Below are 17546 nucleotides of genomic sequence, written 5' to 3' on the forward strand. Positions count from 1 at the left end.
ATGTTGGCCAGAAGCAAAAAGCTTCCTCGAACAGGCCTGATACATAGATGCAACCGGGTTCCTATGTTCAAAAAAGCAGCTAGACAGTGTGGGCGAGTCCATACATAGGAGCGGGTTTACCCGCGAAAGGGCCGGGCCTGCTGGCCAATATCCCTGGCCGGTCACCGTTGCTGCCGCCACCGTATTCGCGGGTGAACCCGCTCCTACACGGAGGGTGAAAACGCATCGGTGGTCGGACATACGCCGTCGTAGGAGCGGGTTTACCCGCGAAAGGGCCTGGCCTGCGGGCCAATATCCCTGGCCAATCACCGTCCCCCCTGGTCGGTGGGCACATTCTGCAATGGTTGAATCGCTGCTGGCATCATGAGGGCGTCTACGCTGGCTCGAACTATCGAAGCCTTCAAGGATGACCACATGCACTACGCCCATGCCCACCATCTGCGCCGCCATCGGGTTTCACACCCCGGCAGGCTATACATGCTGACAACCGTCACCCACCAGCGTCGCCCACTGTTTCACAACTTCAACCTGGCCAGGCTGGTGGTCAATCACTTGCGCCAGGCAGACCGGGAAAACAGCTGCGCCACGCTGGCGTGGGTGGTCATGCCCGACCATGTGCATTGGCTGATAGAACTGAAACAGGTGACGCTGGCCACGTTGATGCGCCGCTTCAAATCAAGGTCCAGCCTTGCCTTGCACAAGGCCGGTGTAACAGACAACCCCATCTGGCAGGCGGGCTACTGCGATCGCGCCATGCGCAAGGATGATGACCTGCTCAACGCCGCTCGCTACATCATTGCCAACCCGGTCAGGGCAGGCCTGGCACCCAATGTCGGCGAATACCCACACTGGGATGCCATCTGGCTGTAGGCGTGGCCATCACCCCAGCCGCGCCATCTCCTCCGCCACCACCGCAACGGTATGCCTGATCTGCTCTTCGGTATGCTCGCACGACACAAAAAACCGCACCCGCGCCGAATGCTCTGGCACCGCCGGGTACAAAATCGGCTGGGCATTGATGCCACGCTCGAACAGGGCGCTGGACAAGCGGCCGGCCTTGAATGAACTGCCGGTAATCACCGGGATCACCGCCAACCCGGTACTGGTCGCCGTGTCCAGCCCAGCTTCACGCGCCAGGCGCAGGAACAGCTCCCCTCGCGCCTGCACTTGCGCTACCCGCTCGCTGTCTGCAGCCAGCAGCTTCAACGCTGCCAACGCAGAGGCCGTGACCGCCGGCGGCATGCCAACACTGTACAAGAAGCCCGGCGCCAGAAACTTCAGGTGCTCGATCAGTGCCGTGCGGCCCGCAATGTACCCGCCGCAACTGGCCAGGGTCTTGCTCAAGGTCCCCATCCAGATGTCGACGTCATCGCCAGCCAACCCATAATGCTCGCGAATACCTTTGCCCGTCGCACCCATCACCCCCAGCGAATGAGCTTCATCCACCATCAGGAAAACCTTGTGCTTATGCTTGAGCTCGACGAACCGGGGTAGCTCGGGGTAGTCGCCGTCCATGCTGTAGATGCCTTCCACCACCACCAGCACCCGCTCGAAGTGCTGGCGCTGCTCGCCCAGCAGGCGGTCCAGCGCCTGCCAGTCGTTGTGGGCAAAACTCAGACGGCGGGCACCCGACAGCTGAATACCCTGCAACACGCTGTTGTGAATCAGCTCGTCATGCACCACCAGGTCGCGTGGCCCGAACAGGTAGCCGATGGTGGTGACGTTGGTGGCATGGCCGCTGACCATCACCACCGCATCGTCCACCTCGTACAGGCGCGCCAGCTCGCGCTCGAGCTCGCGGTGCAGCGGGCGGTCGCCAGAAACCGGGCGGCTGGCCGACACCGAGGTGCCGTAGCGGTCGATCGCCGCCTTGGCCGCTTCGGCCACGGTCGGGTGGCCGGAGTAGCCCAGGTAGTTGTAACTGGCAAAGTTGAGAAACTCGCGCTCGCCAATCTGCGTCTGGGCACCGGCGGTCCCCTGGTGCATACGGAAGAACGGGTTGCTCACGCCCAGTTGCATGGCGCTTTGCTGGATTACCCGCAGTTGCTGGTACCCCGGGTGCTGATCAAAGCGATAGTGCGCCTCGGGCACCTTCAGGGCAGCCTGCTGCACCTGCTCCAGGGTAGCGCCCTGCTCGCCCTCGGCCGCATTGCGGCGCCGGGCGAGGGCTTGCTGGATCAGGCGTTGCTTGGCATCGCCACCAAGGCCGGTCGGGGTTCTGGCTGTCATCTGGCACTCTTAATCAATCAATCGGTTGGGTGCCGCGTTGCTGTCGGCCAAGGCTGCGTTCAACTGCGCCAACTCTTCGGCACTGTGCTCGCTGCCATGGCGGGCAAGCACATTCTGCGCCAGTTGCTCTTCGCCGCTGCCCGCTTCACCGCGCAGCAGCTCCAGCAAGCGTGCGGCAAGCTTGTCGATGCTGGAGCTGTCACTCAGCTCCATCACCGGCAGGCGAATACCGAAACGCTCTTCCAGCGCCACCACCAACTCGACGCTCATCAACGAGTCGAGCCCCATTTCCTGCAGCGGGCGCTGGGCATCCAGGCGTGCCGGCGGCAAGCGCAAAATCTCGCACACCTCGTGCTTGAGCATGTCTACGAAGCGTTCGAGCAGTTCGCCATCGTCAAGCTCCTCCAGCATGCGCTGGATGTCTTCACCACCACCTTCATCCTCATGGTCGCCGCCATAGGCGCGGGCCAGTTCGCTGAAGCGCGGTGTAGTGGCGCTCGGCAGGAAGCGCGCCAGCGCCTTGAAGTCCAGCTCCAGCACGCCATGGCCGTTATCACCCTGCAACAGCATGGCCTCAAGCTGTGCCAAGGCAGCCTCGGCCCGCAGCGCCGAGCCCCCCATGCGGCTCTGCAGGGCGTCCTTGATCTGGCTGTTGCGCGCCAGGAAGCCGACATCGTCGATGGCGCCCCACAGCACGGCGGTGGCTGCCTGGCCCTGAGCACGACGGTGCCGCGCAAGGGCTTCAAGCCAGTGGTTGGCCGCCACGTAGTTGGCCTGCCCGGGGTTGCCGAACAAGGTGGTGGCCGAGGAGAACATCACGAAGAAGTCCAGCGCCAGGCCCTGGGCCAGCTCATGCAGGTACTGCGCGCCCTTGGCCTTTGGCTCCAGCACGCGACGCAACTGCTCGCCGTCAAGGTTGCGGATCAGGCTATCGTCAATCACCGTCGCGGCATGCACCAGGCCACGCAGTGGCCATGGGCTGGCGGCGATGCGATCGAACACCCCGCGCAGTTGCTCACGGTCGGTGATGTCGCACGCCACGGCCTGCACATCGATACCTTGGGCGTGCCACAACGCCAGTTGCGGCTGGGCCTCTTCACTGGCCGGGCCACGACGGCCCAGCAACACCAGGTGACGGGCACCTTTGTCGATCAGCCACTGCGCAGTACGCAAGCCAAAGCCACCCAGGCCGCCAGTGACCAGGTAGCTGGCATCGTTGGCAAGCTGCAGTGCCCGCACCGGCTGCACACGGGTGTCGACGGTTTGCTGGATGGGGTTGGCGTAAGTCACCACGACCTTGCCAATCTGCCGCGCCTGCTGCATGTAACGGTAGGCCTCGACCACCTGGTTGGCGTCGAACTCGCGGAACGGCAACGGATGCAGAATGCCCTGCTCGAACAGCTCCATCATTTCGGCGAACAGGCGGCGGGTGAGCGCTGGGCGCTCGCTCATCAATTGGTCAGCGTCGATACCGAAATAGCTGATGTTGTTGCGGAACGGGCGCAAGCCGATACGGGTGTTCTGGTAGAAGTCGCGCTTGCCCAACTCCAGGAAGCGACCAAACGGCTTCAACACTTGCAGGTTGCGGTTGATGGCCTCACCGGCCAGCGAATTGAGCACCACGTCCACGCCACGCCCACCGGTGGCTGCCAGTACCTGATCGGCATAAGCCAGCGAACGGGAGTCGTAGATGTGGCTGACGCCCAGCAGGCGCAGGAAGTCGCGCTTCTCGTCGCTGCCTGCGGTGGCGTGAATTTCTGCGCCCAGCCATTTGGCGATCTGGATGGCAGCGATGCCCACGCCACCGGCAGCACCGTGGATCAGCACCTTCTCGCCCGGCTCCAGGCGCGCCAGGTGATGCAGCGCGTAGTACACGGTGAAGAAGGTACTCGGAATGGTCGCCGCCGCTTCGAACGACATCCCTTCAGGGATGCGTGCAACGGCGTTGGCGTTGGTGACCAGGCGGTTGGCGAAGCTGCAGGGGCCAAAGCCCACCACACGGTCACCCGGGGCGAAGTCGCCCACTGCCTCGGCGCCTTTGCCTTGCACCACACCGGCAAATTCGAAGCCCAGGGTAGGGCCGGAGAAGCCGTTTTCGATGGCTTCATCCGACAGCAGGCCGAGGGCGAACATCACGTCACGGAAGTTAAGGCCCGTCGCGCGCACCTGAATGTCCAGCTCATCCGCCGCCGGTTGACGCGGCTCGCGCACTTCCCAGCGCAGGTTGCGCAGCTGGCCCGGCAGGTCAAAGCCCAGGCACACCCACTGCGCATCGTCCACTGCGCGGCGCGGCTGGTCGGCCAGCACGCGCAGGCGCGGCACGTAGCGACGGCCTTCGGCATCCAGGGCCAGCTCGGTTTCGCTGTCGGCGTGCAACAACGCGGGTACCGCCAGCTCGACCGCTGCCGCGTGGGCCAGATCGAGCAGGCGAATACGACAGTGCGGAGATTCGTTGGCCAGGGTACGGCCAAAGCCCCACAAGGCGGCGTCGCCGATGGCCGCAACCTCAGCGGCGGTGTCGGCGCTGTGCAGGTGCTCGGCAGCGCCACGGCTGAACAGCCAGCACTGCGGCGCGATCGTCAGCGACTCACAGGCCTGCACCAGCGCGGCCGCTTGCATGCAGCGCTCGGCCTGGCCATCGAGGCCTGTGCCGCTGTCGAAACCGGCCAGGTGCAGCACATGCTCAGGGGGCTGGGCAAAGGCGCCAAGCTGGGCCGCCAGCGCCTGGGCGTCACCCGGCTGCAACAGGTCAACCTGCTGGCCCTGGGCGCGCAGCTGCTCTGCCAGGCGCAGGGCAGCGCCCTGGCCTGCTTCGGCGAGTACGGCCCAGCGCTGCACGGCCACAGGTGCAGCAGTGTCAGCACCGGCGGGCTTGTCCGCCAGCAACAGGTAGCTACCACAGGCGTTACCCGGCAACGCCTCGAGCGTGCGCAGCGTAGTCAGGCCATGCCGCTGCAGCTCATGGCTCCAGAACGCCGGGCCTTGCTGGCGCGACAGCGCCTGCTGCGGGCCGGCCAGCCACCAGTCTGGCTGGGCACCGAAGACGAAATCGGCCCAGCGCGCCGGGTACTGCCCAAGCAGCGCCAACTGGCCGTGCGGGTTGAGCCGGCCACTGGCCAGGCGCAGGGCGTCACCCAGCGTACCAAGGGGGCCAAAGTCGGTCGGCACCAGTACCCAGTCGAACGTACCGGCGTCGGCCAGTTGCTCCAGGCCAAGCACCTCCAGCGCCGGGCAATCGTCACGCAGGCGCTGCTCAAGCTCGGGCTCGGCGACGCAGTAGGCATAATCGAGGCGATCGAAATCCAGACCGGCGTACAACAGCTCGGCAAACGAAGCGCCACCAAAGCCGAATTCCAGCACGCGCAGGCGCTGGCCGGGCGGCAGTTGCGCCAGGCGCGCGGCCAAGGTCTGGCCAATGCCGCTGAGCAGGTGCTGCTGCCCTGCCGCACCCAGCACCAGGCGCGCCAGGCTGGCGCCGCTGGTTTCGCGCGGTTGCAGGGTGTCGAAGGCCTGGCTGCCATCCAGCAACGCCGACAGATGACGGCCGATACGGCCAACGGAATGGATAATCTGGAAGTACTCGGGGTAGCTCCTGAACAGCTCTTGCCAGATAGCCTGCGAGGTCGGGCGCTCGCCCTGGTCGACCAGTTGCCAGCCGCCGTCAGCGCTACGCTGCAGGCTGCCGTCGTGCTCGGCATGGCGCAACAGCATCGCCAGGAAGTCGCCCTGGCCCTGCGACCACTGCGCGACTTGCTCGGCACTGATGCAGCCGCCGGCCTGTTCCACCGCATCGAGGACAAAGCTGCTGCACAGCACATCCAGCAGTGGCTCCACTTCATTCAGGTAACGCACCTGCGCCGGCTCGTCCGCCAGGCACTGCAGGGCCTCGGCCAGCGGCGAGCAGGCCGCGGCTTTACGCTGCACAGGCACAACCGCGCCTGGCGCGGCCTGCCCTACATGGCCCATACGCTTGATATCGCCACTGCGGTCGTACTGCAGGCGCACGGCACGCATGCGCGCATCCTTGATCGCCAGCACGGCAGCGCCGCTGGCATCGAAAAGGGTGAAGTCGACCAGCAGCGAATGCGCGGTGCGCTTGCGCTGGCGCACCTCGGCCAGCACCGGCACACCGCCAGCATTGGTAAAGGCAACGCGCCCAAGCTTGACGGGGATGAACGCCAGGCCATCGTCATGCCCCTGGCGGCTGGCCAGCAGCTCGGTAATCAGCTGGAAGGCACCGTCCAGCAACGCCGGGTGCAGGTGCAGGCTTGCCAGTTCGTGTTCGATGGCAGCAGGCACGGCCAACTGAGCCAACACGCGCTCACCCTCCAGCCAGGCTGCGGCCACGGTCTGGTAAGCCGGGCCGTAGTTCAGGCCAACCGCGCAGGTCATTGCCAGGTGCTGCTCGCCGGTGAAGTCTGCCGGGCGGGCTGGCAACGCCGGTGCCCGGGCGTCCAGCAGCACACCGCGAGCTTCGCCCGGCAAGCGTGCGACCACATGCTGTACCCAGTCTTCGCGTTGCATCAACGTGCGCGAGCTGATGCGCAACGTGCCGTCGGCCTCTTCGACCTGCACGCGCACTTTCTTGCTGACCTCGCTGCTCAGCAGCAGAGGGTTGTGGATTTCCAGCTCTTCGATATCGACGAACTCGCCCGGCTGGTGCAGTTGCGCCACCGCCAGGGCCAGCTCGGTAAAGCCTGCCCCCGGGAACAGTACCGACTCACCCACCTTGTGGTCGGCCAGGGTCGGGTACTGCTGGGTATCCAGGCGGTTTTCCCAGGTCAGCGCCTGATCTGTTACCGGGTAACCCAGCAACGGGTGCACGCGCTCGTGGCTCAGCGGGCCATAGGCCTCGGCAGTGACCGGCAAGCTGAAGTGATCGTGCTGCCAAGCGTAGTTAGGCAGGCGCAGCGGGCGCCCGGCCACCGGGAAGCGCGCCTGCCACTGTGGCTCGACGGCAGCAATCTGCAGGCGGGCTACGGTACGTTCCAGCAGCAGCGGGCTGTGGTCGTTGCGCTTGAGGGTGCCAATCACCTGCCCCGGTTGTTCGCACTCGGCCAGCACATCGTTGACGTAGCTGCGCAGGATCGCATGCGGGCCCACCTCGACGAACAGGTTAAGGCCATTGCGCACCAGGGCAGCCAGCGCGCCCTGGAACAGCACCGGGAAGCGAATGTTCTGCCACCAGTACTGGCTGTCCAGGCGTTCGCCGTCCAACTGGCCACCGACGACAGTGGAGTAGAACGGAATTTTTGTAGCCTGCGGGCGGATATGCGCGAGGTCGTCGATAACCGCTTGCTCGATCGGGTCCATTGCCGGCGAGTGGAAGGCGTAGTCCAGGTCCAGGCGACGGGCGAATACCTGGCGCTCTTCCAGGGCCGCCTCCAGCAGTGCCAGGGCGTCGACCTCACCGGCCACAGTGGCGCCGCGGGCGCTGTTCTCGCCAGCCACTACCAGGCGGCCGTCCAGTTTCAGTTCGGCAATCAGTTGCGCCGTGGCCTCACCCGAGAGGCCGACCGCCGTCATCTTCCCGGTACCACGGGTCAGGCCCTGCAGGCGGCTGCGGTGGTAGATGACCTGGGTGGCGTCCTCCAGGCTCAACGCACCGCTGGCCCAGGCCGCCGCCACTTCACCCACACTGTGGCCGATCACCGCCACCGGGTGGATGCCCTCGGCAGCCAGCACTTTGGTAACCGCCACTTGCAGGGCAAACAGCGCAGGCTGGGCGATTTCGGTGCGCGCATAGCGGCCTTCGCCGTTGTCACCCAGCAGCTCGGCGCGCAGCGAGTAGCCCGCCAGGGGCTGGAACAACGCGTCCACTTCATCCACGGCGGCGGCGAACAGCGGCTGGTCGAGCATCGTCCGGCCCATGCCCTGCCATTGCGAGCCGTTGCCAGAATAGACAAATACCGGTGCCGAGGCGCCGTCCAGGGCCTGGCCGGCCTCCAGCACTGCGCTCAGTTCGCTGAGGCTCGGGTCCTGGGCATAGTCGTCCAGCGCCTGGGCGGCTTCGGCTGCGTTGTCGCAGACCAGCAGCAGGCGGTGGCTGTGTGCATCGCGGCGATACATCGCCTGGTAGGCCACATCGTAATAGTCGGCCTGGGGCTGCTCGGCCAGGTAGGCGGCAAAGCGTTCAGCGGTTGCGCGCAGGCCTTCTTCGCTCTTGGCACTGAGCAGCAACGGCACCCGCGGGGCGCTGGCCGCTTGCGCTGCCGGCGCCTGTGGCTCGGGGCTTTGCAGGATGACATGGGCGTTGGCGCCGCCAAAGCCGAACGAGTTAACCCCCACGGTCAACTGGCCATCGGCCTTCAGCGGCAGGGGCTCGGTGACCACTTGCAGGTTGAGGTCGGCGAACGCGATGTTCGGGTTCAGCGCCTGCACGCCAATGGTAGCGGGCACGGTGCGCTCGGCCAGGCAGCTCAGTGCCTTTATCAGGCCAGCCACGCCAGAGGCGGCTTCAAGGTGCCCGAGGTTGCTTTTCACCGAGCCGATTGGCAGCGGGTTGCCGGCGCCGCGCGCCTGGCCCAGCGCCTCGCCGATGGCGCGGGTTTCGATCGGGTCCCCCACGGCGGTACCGGTGCCGTGGGCCTCCAGGTAGTCCAGCTGCTCGGGGGCGATGCCGGCCTGGCTGTAGGCGCGCTTGAGCAACGCCGCCTGGGCCTCGGCATTGGGCAGGGTCAGGCTGGACTTGCGCCCGTCGGTGTTCACCGCACTGGCCGCCACCACCGCCAAAATGGTATTTCCATCGGCCACTGCCTGGTCGTAGTCCTTGAGCAGGAACAACCCGCCGCCTTCGGAGCGGGCGTAACCGTCGCCGTTTTCGTCGAACGACTGGCAGCGCCCGGTGCGCGACAGCATGGTCGCCTTGGCGAAGATCATGAAGCCGAACGGGTGCATGTGCAGGCTGATACCGCCCGTTACGGCTTGGTCGACATCACCGCTGAGGATAGCCTGGCACGCCTGGTGGAAGGCCACCAGCGACGACGAGCAGGCGGTGTCGATGGCCATGCTCGGGCCACGCAGGTCGTAGAAGAACGACAGGCGGTTGGCCGCGATGCTCATGGTGTTGCCGGTCGCCGTGGCGCCATCGATGGCCGACAGGTCCTCGAGCAGGCGGTAGGACTGCTCGACCCCGGCGATGCCCAGGTACACGCCGCAGTTGCTGCCACGCAGGCTGGACGGCTTGACCCCGGCGTTTTCGAAGGTTTCCCAGCACATTTCCAGCAGCATGCGCTGCTGCGGGTCCATCATCGCGGCTTCACGCGGCGAGATGCTGAAGAAGCCAGCGTCGAAAGCGCTGATATCCCCCAGGGTGCCTGAGGCGAAGGTGTAGCTGGTTGCAGGGCTGGCCTTGTCCGGGTGCAGGAACTCGCGTTTGTTCCAACGCGACGGGTCAACCTGGGTCACCAGGTCGCGGCCCTCCATCAGGTTTTGCCAGAAGCCTGCATTGGAAGAGCCAGGAAAACGGTACGCACAACCAACGATTGCAACCTTTCTACGCTTGATCAAAACCTATTCCTTCAAATCTCATCGGGCACCGTCCCATCCGTCGGACAGCCGGCATGCCTGGCCCGGCCACGAAACTGGCCAGTCGTTATATGTCACTGATGATTGTCTGGGTACCTGAAACTGCCATGCACGCAGGGGGCGCAAGACTCATGGTCTGGGACTAGCGTGGGAATGTTCAGATTTGTGTATGCGGATGATACGCGGGTTGCCGGGGTGGGAAAACCCTGGGGTGAGGGATGGTTCACGGATTGGCGTAGGAGCGGGTTTACCCGCGAATACGGTGGTGGCGGCGACGGTGAACGGCGGGGGGAGATTGGCCAGCAGGGGCGGCCCTTTCGCGGGTGAACCCGCTCCTACGACGGCCTGTGTTCGACTTCCGATGGGGGGCCACCGCCGGGTTTACCCGCGAATACGGTGGCGGCTGCGACGGTGAATGACCTGGGAAATTGGCCAGCAAGCCCGGCCTTTTCGCGGGTTGAACCGCCCGTGGAATGGCGGTTCCGCCCCCTAGGTTGTTACCTCAATAAACCGTGCCTTGAATCAAACGCAGCAGATACTGGCCATAACCGTTCTTGGCCAGCGGTGCTGCCAGCGTTTCCAACTGTTGGGCATCGATCCACCCCTGCCGGAATGCCACCTCTTCCGGGCATGCTACCTTCAGCCCTTGCCGCCGCTCGATCGTCGCGATATACCCACTTGCCTCAAGCAGCGAGTCATGCGTTCCGGTATCCAGCCAGGCATACCCGCGCCCCATGATTTCCACCGACAAACGGTGCTGCTCCAGGTACGCGCGGTTCACGTCGGTAATCTCCAGCTCACCACGCGCAGATGGCCGAATGCTTTTGGCAATCTCGATCACGTCGTTGTCGTAGAAGTACAACCCGGTCACGGCGTAGTTGGACTTGGGTTTGGCCGGTTTCTCTTCCAGGCTGATGGCATTACCCTGCCCGTCGAATTCGACCACGCCATAACGTTCAGGGTCTTGCACGTGATAGGCGAACACGCTGGCGCTGCCTTGGCGGTCCATCGCGCTGCGCAGCAATTGCTGGAAGTCGTGGCCGTAATAGATGTTGTCACCCAGCACCAGCGCGGTGGGGGCGTTGCCGATGAAGTCTTCGCCAATCAGGAACGCCTGGGCCAGGCCGTCCGGAGATGGCTGCACGGCGTAGGTGATGTTGATGCCCCAGCGGTGGCCGTTGCCCAGCAGCTGCTCGAAGCGCGGGGTGTCCTGCGGGGTGGAGATGATCAGAATGTCGTGAATGCCCGCCAGCATCAGCGTGGTCAGCGGGTAATAGATCATCGGCTTGTCGTACACCGGCAGCAGTTGCTTGGAAATTGCCAGGGTCGCCGGGTGCAGGCGGGTACCCGACCCACCTGCCAGAATGATGCCTTTACGCTTCATAGTGGTCCTTTCTCGTGGATTTCCGTCAGTATGCGAGCCACACCCAGGCGCCAGTCTGGCAGGGTCAGGGCAAAGGCCTTCTGCAGTTTATGGGTATCTAGACGCGAGTTGGCCGGCCGCGTGGCCGGCGTCGGGTAGGCCTCTGTGGTCAATGGGGTGACGTTTTCGGCATGAGCTTTCAGCGGCATACCGTGGACCGCCGCTTGCTCAAGTACATAACGGGCATAGCCGCACCAGGTGGTTTCACCCTCAGCGGCCAGATGGTACAGGCCAGCCAGGGATGGGTTGCGGCGGGTGGCGACAATGGCGTGGGCGGTGATGTCGGCAATCAGTTCGGCGCCTGTCGGGGCACCATGCTGGTCATCGATCACGCCCAGGCTTTCACGCTCCGCAGCCAGGCGCAGCATGGTTTTGGCGAAGTTGTTGCCGCGTGCGGCATACACCCAACAGGTGCGAAAAATCAGGTGCTGGCAACCGGCAGCCTGGATGGCTTGCTCGCCAGCCAGCTTGCTGGCGCCATAAGTATTCAGTGGGTCAACGGCGTCGTCTTCGCGCCAGGGCTGGGTGCCCTGCCCCGGAAACACATAGTCGGTGGAGTAATGCACCAGCAGTGCGCCACTGTCAGCGGCAGCGCGGGCCAGCACGCCGACGGCGTCGGCGTTTACCTTGAAGGCTTGCTCACGGTCACTCTCGGCCTTGTCCACGGCAGTGTAAGCTGCCGCATTGACGATGACATCGGGCGCGTAGACACGGACAGTTTCGGCCAGGCCTGGCAGGTTGGCCAGGTCGCCACAGTACGCCTGGCTGCGAGCGTTCAGCGCCAGCAACTGCCCCAGAGGGGCCAGGCTGCGTTGCAGTTCCCAGCCTACCTGACCGTCCTTGCCCAGCAGCAGCACCTTCATGCAGAACGCCCTGCGTAGTTTTTTTCTACCCAGTCGCGGTAGCTGCCAGACTGCACGTTCTGCACCCAGTCCTGGTTGTCGAGGTACCAGGCCACCGTTTTGCGGATGCCGGTTTCGAACGTTTCCGCAGGCTTCCAGCCAAGCTCCTGCTCCAGCTTGCGGGCATCGATGGCATAACGGCGGTCGTGGCCGGGACGGTCGCTTACGTAGGTGATCTGTTCGGCGTAGGGCTTGCCGTCAGCGCGTGGGCGCAGTTCGTCCAGCAGCGCGCATACGCGGCTGACGATTTCCAGGTTGGGCTTTTCATTCCAGCCGCCGACGTTGTAAACCTCACCGGCTTTGCCGGCCTCCAGTACACGGCGGATGGCACTGCAGTGGTCCTTTACGTACAACCAGTCGCGAATCTGCTGACCGTCGCCATACACCGGCAGCGGCTTGCCGGCCAGGGCGTTGACGATCATCAGCGGGATGAGCTTTTCCGGGAAGTGATACGGGCCGTAATTGTTGGAGCAATTGGTGGTCAGCACCGGCAGGCCATAGGTGTGGAAGTACGAACGGACCAAGTGGTCGCTGGCAGCCTTGCTGGCCGAGTACGGGCTGTTGGGCTGGTACTGGTGGCTTTCAGTGAAAGCCGGTTCGTCGGCAGCCAGCGAGCCATACACTTCGTCGGTAGATACATGCAGGAAGCGGAATGCCTGCCGCGCCGACTCATTCAGGCCACCCCAGTATGCACGCACGGCTTCCAGCAGGTGGAACGTGCCGACGACGTTGGTTTCGATGAAGGCTTGCGGGCCATGGATCGAGCGGTCGACATGAGACTCGGCGGCAAAGTTGATGATGGCGCGGGGCTGATGGGCATTCAGTAATTCCGCGACCAGTCGGCTATCGGCAATGTCGCCGTGCACGAAGATATGGCGCTTGTCGCCCTGCAGGCTGCTCAGGGTCTGCAGGTTGCCTGCATAGGTGAGTTTGTCCAGGTTGACCACGGGTTCGTCATCGCCGGCCAGCCAGTCCAAAACGAAGTTCGCCCCGATAAAACCTGCACCGCCGGTTACCAGAATGGTCATGTTTGTCTGCTTCCGTTGTCAGGGTCTGCTCTTCCACTTTCAGGATTCTAGACTGTTGGCGGATGATTCGAGAGCGAAGACGATGGCAACGTGACATTCAGGCTGAAATGGCGGAGATACAGGGGCCGCGTCGCGGCCCTGTGGAAGCGAGTTTACCTACAAAGCAAGCTCAAGGCTCCAGGCGCCGCTGCTGGTAAATCCAGTCGACAATCTCGCCTTCCGGCGAATAGCCGCTCACGGTTTCGCGCAGCAACTGCCGTACCCGCACAAAGTCATCAACCGCCGCTGCCGCCATCAGTTGGCGTAGGAACTCCTTGAGCGTATCCCAGGGCAGGAAGTCTTCGTTGGCACTCATGATCATCGGGTGACGGGTAGCAATGACGTTATCGCCGATCAGCAACTCTTCATACAGCTTCTCCCCCGGCCGCAACCCGGTGAACTGGATTGCAATATCACCCATCGGGTTACGCTCGGAGCGCACACTGAAGCCAGACAGGTGAATCATCTTCTCGGCCAGTTCCACAATTTTCACCGGTTCGCCCATGTCCAGCACGAACACGTCGCCGCCCTTGCCCATGGAGCCGGCCTGAATTACCAGCTGCGCGGCCTCGGGAATGGTCATGAAGTAGCGGGTGATCTTGGGGTGGGTGACGGTAAGCGGGCCGCCCGCCTTGATCTGCTTGTGGAACAGTGGGATCACCGACCCCGATGAACCCAGCACGTTACCGAAGCGCACCATGGTGAAGCGGGTTTTGTTCACCTGCGAAACGTTGCTGCTGTCGCCAAACAGCACCGGCGCCACTTCGCGGCTAAGCGCTTGCAGGGTCATTTCGGCCAGGCGCTTGGTGCTGCCCATCACATTGGTCGGGCGCACGGCCTTGTCGGTGGAAATCAGCACGAAGTTGGCAACCCCGGCCTGCAACGCGGCCTGGGCAGTGTGCAGTGTGCCGATGACATTATTCATCAGGCCTTCGGTGATGTTGTGCTCCACCATCGGCACGTGCTTATAGGCAGCCGCGTGATAGACAGTGTCGACGTGCCAGGTGCGCATGATGTCGAGGAGCTGGGACTGGTTGCGCACCGAGCCCAGGATGGGTACCAGGCTGACCGACAGCGACTCGCGGGCAATGCGCTGTTCCAGTTCGGAGAGGATGCTGTAGAGGTTGAATTCGCTATGGTCGAACAACAACAGGGTTTTTGGCGCTTGGCCCAGAATCTGCCGGCACAGTTCCGAGCCGATGGAGCCGCCGGCACCGGTTACCAGTACGATCTGCTCGACAATACAGCGCTCAAGCAGGTCAGCCTGTGCCGGGACAGCATCGCGGCCAAGCAGGTCGGCAATATCTACTTCCTGAATGTCGTCCACCTTCACTTTACCGCTGGCCAAGTCCAGGAAGCTCGGAATACTGCGCACGTGCAGCGGGTAGCCTTCGAGGAAATTGAGGATTTCGCGGCGGCGAGTGCGGGTAGAGGACGGTATGGCTAGTAAAATTTCCTGCGCACCGGTGGCGTCGATCATGTCTTGTAACTGGTCGGGACGGTACACCTGCAAGCCGGCAATGACCCTGTCGGTGATGCTAGGGTCATCGTCGATGAAGGCAACCGGGCGCAGGGCCTTGTCAGAGCGCAGGGCGGCAGCAAGCTGATTGCCAGCACCGCCGGCGCCATAGATGGCTACTCGCGGCAGGCCGTCGCCACGGCCATTACTGGCAAAAGGAACGTGCTGCACAGCGGCGGCAAACCAGTCACCCAAGAAATACTGCCGCATGGTCAGGCGAAGACCGCCGATCATGATCAGGCTCAACCACCAGTAATTGAAGGTGATGGACCGTGGCACAACATTCTGGTGGTTGCTGGACCAATAGATGATGAAGCCGAGGATGAGCGCCGATAGAGTGACGGCCTTGGTGATGGCAATCAGCGCGTCGGTACCGAAGTAGCGCATTACCGCACGATACAGACCAAAGCGGATGAACAGCGGGATGCTTACCACCGGCGCGGTGAGGAACAACCAAGCGTGATCACGAATGGGATTGACCATGTCGTCAATGCCAAGACGCACCATGAAAGCAAGCCACAGAGCGACCCAGATCAGCAAAACATCGGTCAACACCTGCAGCAAGCGTTTATGTCTACGAGGTAAAGCAAGCAGTTTAGCGCGCACCTTGTCCATCGCTCCTCTGAAACGCTTCCAGAAATTCCCTGACATCGAGTCGCTCACATTACCTTAGTGTCAATCTTCAATTTCGCCCGCGCGAAAGCGAACCGCCAGCAGTACCAGCGGGATATAGGCCAGCACCACACCCACTGCGCCGTCCAGGCCCAGCTGCGCAACGCAAAAGGCTATAGGCAACAGCCAGCAGAGGTTCAGTACAGCAACCGCCAATGTGACCGGCAAGTGCCTGCCGAACTTTCGCGAGGCGAACTGATAGGCGTGACTGCGGTGGGCCTCATATACCTTGTCACCCCGCAGCAGGCGGCGAACCAAGGTATAGGTTGCATCGACAATAAACACGCCGAGCAGGATCAGCCAGCACCAAAGCAGCTCTGGCGCCACCCAGGCGGCCCGCAGCGACAAGCCGCCAAGGACGATTCCGAGGAAGCCGCTACCGGCATCTCCCATGAAAATCTTGGCCGGGGGGAAATTCCAGAACAGGAACCCCGCAACAGCAGCGGCCAGCAGCATTGGCAGGACCGCATGGCTGGCCAGGCCCGCCAAAGAGTATAACGATGCCGCACCCAGGCACACAGTAATGGCCTCGATGCTGGCAATACCATCAATGCCGTCCATGAAGTTATAAAGGTTCAGCAGCCACACCAGGTACACTGCCGCCAGCCCCCCTCCAAACCAGCCTAGGTCTACTTCCCAACCAAACAGGGTGAGCGGCGGCAAGCCGCCCAACCATCCCAGCATCCAAAATGCCGCAATGAAATGTCCCACCAGGCGCCAGCGGGCCGGAATGTGACCGTGGTCGTCCATGAAGCCAATGATGGCAATCAACGCACCACCGCCGCCCAGAGCCACCAGTGTGCGGCTGTCGCCTGCCCCGATGAGCATGAGGCCGACTGTGGCCAACAGGTATGTCAACACAATGGCTACACCGCCACCACGCGGCGTGGGCACGGTGTGCGAACTACGGGCGTTGGGCACGTCGATGACACTGCGCGCCAGCGCATAGCGGCGAAGCCCAGCGGTCATGAGCAAAGACAGCAGCAGTGCAGCGGGTAAAGCCCACAAAAGCATCATTGGTTATTGTTTTCCTGATAGTGCCGGGCCGCAGCCAGAAGGGCCGCATCCACCTGTACCGGGGGGTGCCAGCCGAGCAACTCCCGGGTCTTGCTAATGTCCACTTGCAACGAACCACACAAGCGCTGGGACAACGCACCTTTGCCCAAGGCCTTGGCGCTAGTGCTCAGCAACCAGGCCGGCACCGGTAGTAGCCGCGCCGGCTTGCCCAGCGCCCTGGCCATGCGCGCCAGCAACTCGGTAGTAGAAAGGTCTTCGCCATCACTGACCAGGAATACCTGATTGGCCGCAGCCGGATGCTCGATACAGGTCAGCACCAGATCAACCAGGTTGTCCAATGCTACTAGACTACGGCGATTGTGGATGGCCCCGAAGGGCAACGGTACGCCACGATCCAGCCAGCGCATCATGCTGAGGAAGTTGGCCTTGACCCCTGGGCCATACACCAGTACGGGGCGGATGATGACGATTTCCATGCCGGTCTGCGCCCCCAGCGCTAGCAATCCCTGCTCCGCCTCATGCTTGGAGATTCCATAAGGGTCGACCGGCTTCGGTGTGTCGTCGGCACTGTAAGCTTTGCCTAGGCAGGTCTGCTCGCCATTGACCTTTATCGAGCTGACGAATATGAAACGGTGGGCACCCGCCGCGCGGGCAGCACGGGCGAAGGCCAGCGTGCCATCGACGTTGATGCGACGAAACTCTGCCAACGGGTCACTGGCCGTATCGCTCATGATGTGCACGCGCGACGCACAGTGCACTACCACATCGGGGCGGTGGACCAACAACTGCAGGCTCTGGTCATCGGTGAGGTCGCCAATAGGGTAACTGACAACCCCCGCTGGCATGTCGTGCAAAGGTGAACGCAAAGGTACGACCGTTTCGACGTTTGCATTGCGACTGAGCGCCTTCAATACTGCCCCCCCGACAAAACCGGACGCGCCCGTCAAAATTACTCTCATTCTCACCTGATCGCTTTCTTGGTTTATTGATCGCTACTATCGGACAGTTTGCATAACAACGGAAGACACGCACGTAACGTGCAGAAATTTCTGACAAAAGCCCAGACTGACATACACACAAAATAGCTTATTGCGTAGGGATGAACAGCGTGACACCACAAAACCCTAATGAAAGCTGAGCGAAATCACAAATCGGCTGCCGGTCGCCGCGCTCATATCCCTGACCGATAT

At 63.0% G+C, this 17546-nt stretch carries 9 protein-coding genes; 1 reads left to right on the forward strand and 8 read right to left on the reverse strand.

Going from position 1 to position 17546, the window contains the following annotated elements:
* Nucleotides 1–414: 414 nt before the first annotated feature.
* Entirely contained in the window at nt 415–870 is a 456-nt protein-coding gene (locus INQ47_RS19600) for an REP-associated tyrosine transposase (RefSeq protein WP_404702374.1), read from the forward strand.
* 9 nt (nt 871–879) lie between these two features.
* Here INQ47_RS19600 and INQ47_RS19605 read toward each other — a convergent pair whose 3' ends face one another.
* The 8 genes from INQ47_RS19605 to INQ47_RS19640 all read right to left on the reverse strand — a co-directional run bounded on the left by INQ47_RS19605 (nt 880) and on the right by INQ47_RS19640 (nt 17315).
* Nucleotides 880–2229 carry an aminotransferase class I/II-fold pyridoxal phosphate-dependent enzyme gene (locus INQ47_RS19605; RefSeq protein WP_404702375.1) on the reverse strand — a complete coding sequence of 450 codons (1350 nt, stop codon included), beginning with the start codon at nt 2227–2229 and terminating at the stop codon, nt 880–882.
* 9 nt (nt 2230–2238) lie between these two features.
* Complete coding sequence (locus INQ47_RS19610) at nt 2239–9738, reverse strand: SDR family NAD(P)-dependent oxidoreductase (RefSeq protein ID WP_404702376.1); 7500 nt, start codon at nt 9736–9738, stop codon at nt 2239–2241.
* A 520-nt stretch (nt 9739–10258) separates the two neighbouring features.
* Nucleotides 10259–11140, reverse strand: coding sequence for a glucose-1-phosphate thymidylyltransferase RfbA (gene rfbA, locus INQ47_RS19615; protein WP_176685070.1), 882 nt, complete (start codon nt 11138–11140; stop codon nt 10259–10261).
* Nucleotides 11137–12042, reverse strand: a complete 906-nt coding sequence (gene rfbD, locus INQ47_RS19620) for a dTDP-4-dehydrorhamnose reductase (protein ID WP_135192828.1) — start codon at nt 12040–12042, stop codon at nt 11137–11139. The genes rfbA and rfbD overlap by 4 nt, the downstream gene beginning before the upstream one ends.
* The gene (gene rfbB, locus INQ47_RS19625; RefSeq protein ID WP_404702377.1) at nt 12039–13109 is read right to left on the reverse strand and encodes a dTDP-glucose 4,6-dehydratase; all 1071 of its coding nucleotides are present in this window, start codon (nt 13107–13109) and stop codon (nt 12039–12041) included. The genes rfbD and rfbB overlap by 4 nt, the downstream gene beginning before the upstream one ends.
* A 169-nt stretch (nt 13110–13278) precedes the next feature.
* Nucleotides 13279–15282, reverse strand: a complete 2004-nt coding sequence (locus INQ47_RS19630) for a polysaccharide biosynthesis protein (protein WP_404702378.1) — start codon at nt 15280–15282, stop codon at nt 13279–13281.
* A 60-nt stretch (nt 15283–15342) separates the two neighbouring features.
* Nucleotides 15343–16356, reverse strand: coding sequence for a glycosyltransferase family 4 protein (locus INQ47_RS19635; RefSeq protein ID WP_401100908.1), 1014 nt, complete (start codon nt 16354–16356; stop codon nt 15343–15345).
* Complete coding sequence (locus INQ47_RS19640) at nt 16353–17315, reverse strand: SDR family oxidoreductase (protein WP_339444601.1); 963 nt, start codon at nt 17313–17315, stop codon at nt 16353–16355. The genes INQ47_RS19635 and INQ47_RS19640 overlap by 4 nt, the downstream gene beginning before the upstream one ends.
* Between the last annotated feature and the right edge of the window lie 231 nt (nt 17316–17546).

Source organism: Pseudomonas sp. 3HC3, assembly GCF_044904505.1.
GTDB classification, from domain to species: Bacteria; Pseudomonadota; Gammaproteobacteria; order Pseudomonadales; family Pseudomonadaceae; genus Aquipseudomonas; species Aquipseudomonas putida_Y.

What these genes read in the sequence shown, in the direction of transcription:
- INQ47_RS19630 (WP_404702378.1), bottom strand. Translation starts at nt 15,282, where the DNA reads ATGGACAAGGTGCGCGCTAAACTGCTTGCTTTACCTCGTAGACATAAA.
- INQ47_RS19640 (WP_339444601.1), bottom strand. Translation starts at nt 17,315, where the DNA reads ATGAGAGTAATTTTGACGGGCGCGTCCGGTTTTGTCGGGGGGGCAGTA.
- INQ47_RS19600 (WP_404702374.1), top strand. Translation starts at nt 415, where the DNA reads ATGCACTACGCCCATGCCCACCATCTGCGCCGCCATCGGGTTTCACAC.
- rfbA (WP_176685070.1), bottom strand. Translation starts at nt 11,140, where the DNA reads ATGAAGCGTAAAGGCATCATTCTGGCAGGTGGGTCGGGTACCCGCCTG.
- rfbB (WP_404702377.1), bottom strand. Translation starts at nt 13,109, where the DNA reads ATGACCATTCTGGTAACCGGCGGTGCAGGTTTTATCGGGGCGAACTTC.
- INQ47_RS19605 (WP_404702375.1), bottom strand. Translation starts at nt 2,229, where the DNA reads ATGACAGCCAGAACCCCGACCGGCCTTGGTGGCGATGCCAAGCAACGC.
- INQ47_RS19635 (WP_401100908.1), bottom strand. Translation starts at nt 16,356, where the DNA reads ATGATGCTTTTGTGGGCTTTACCCGCTGCACTGCTGCTGTCTTTGCTC.
- rfbD (WP_135192828.1), bottom strand. Translation starts at nt 12,042, where the DNA reads ATGAAGGTGCTGCTGCTGGGCAAGGACGGTCAGGTAGGCTGGGAACTG.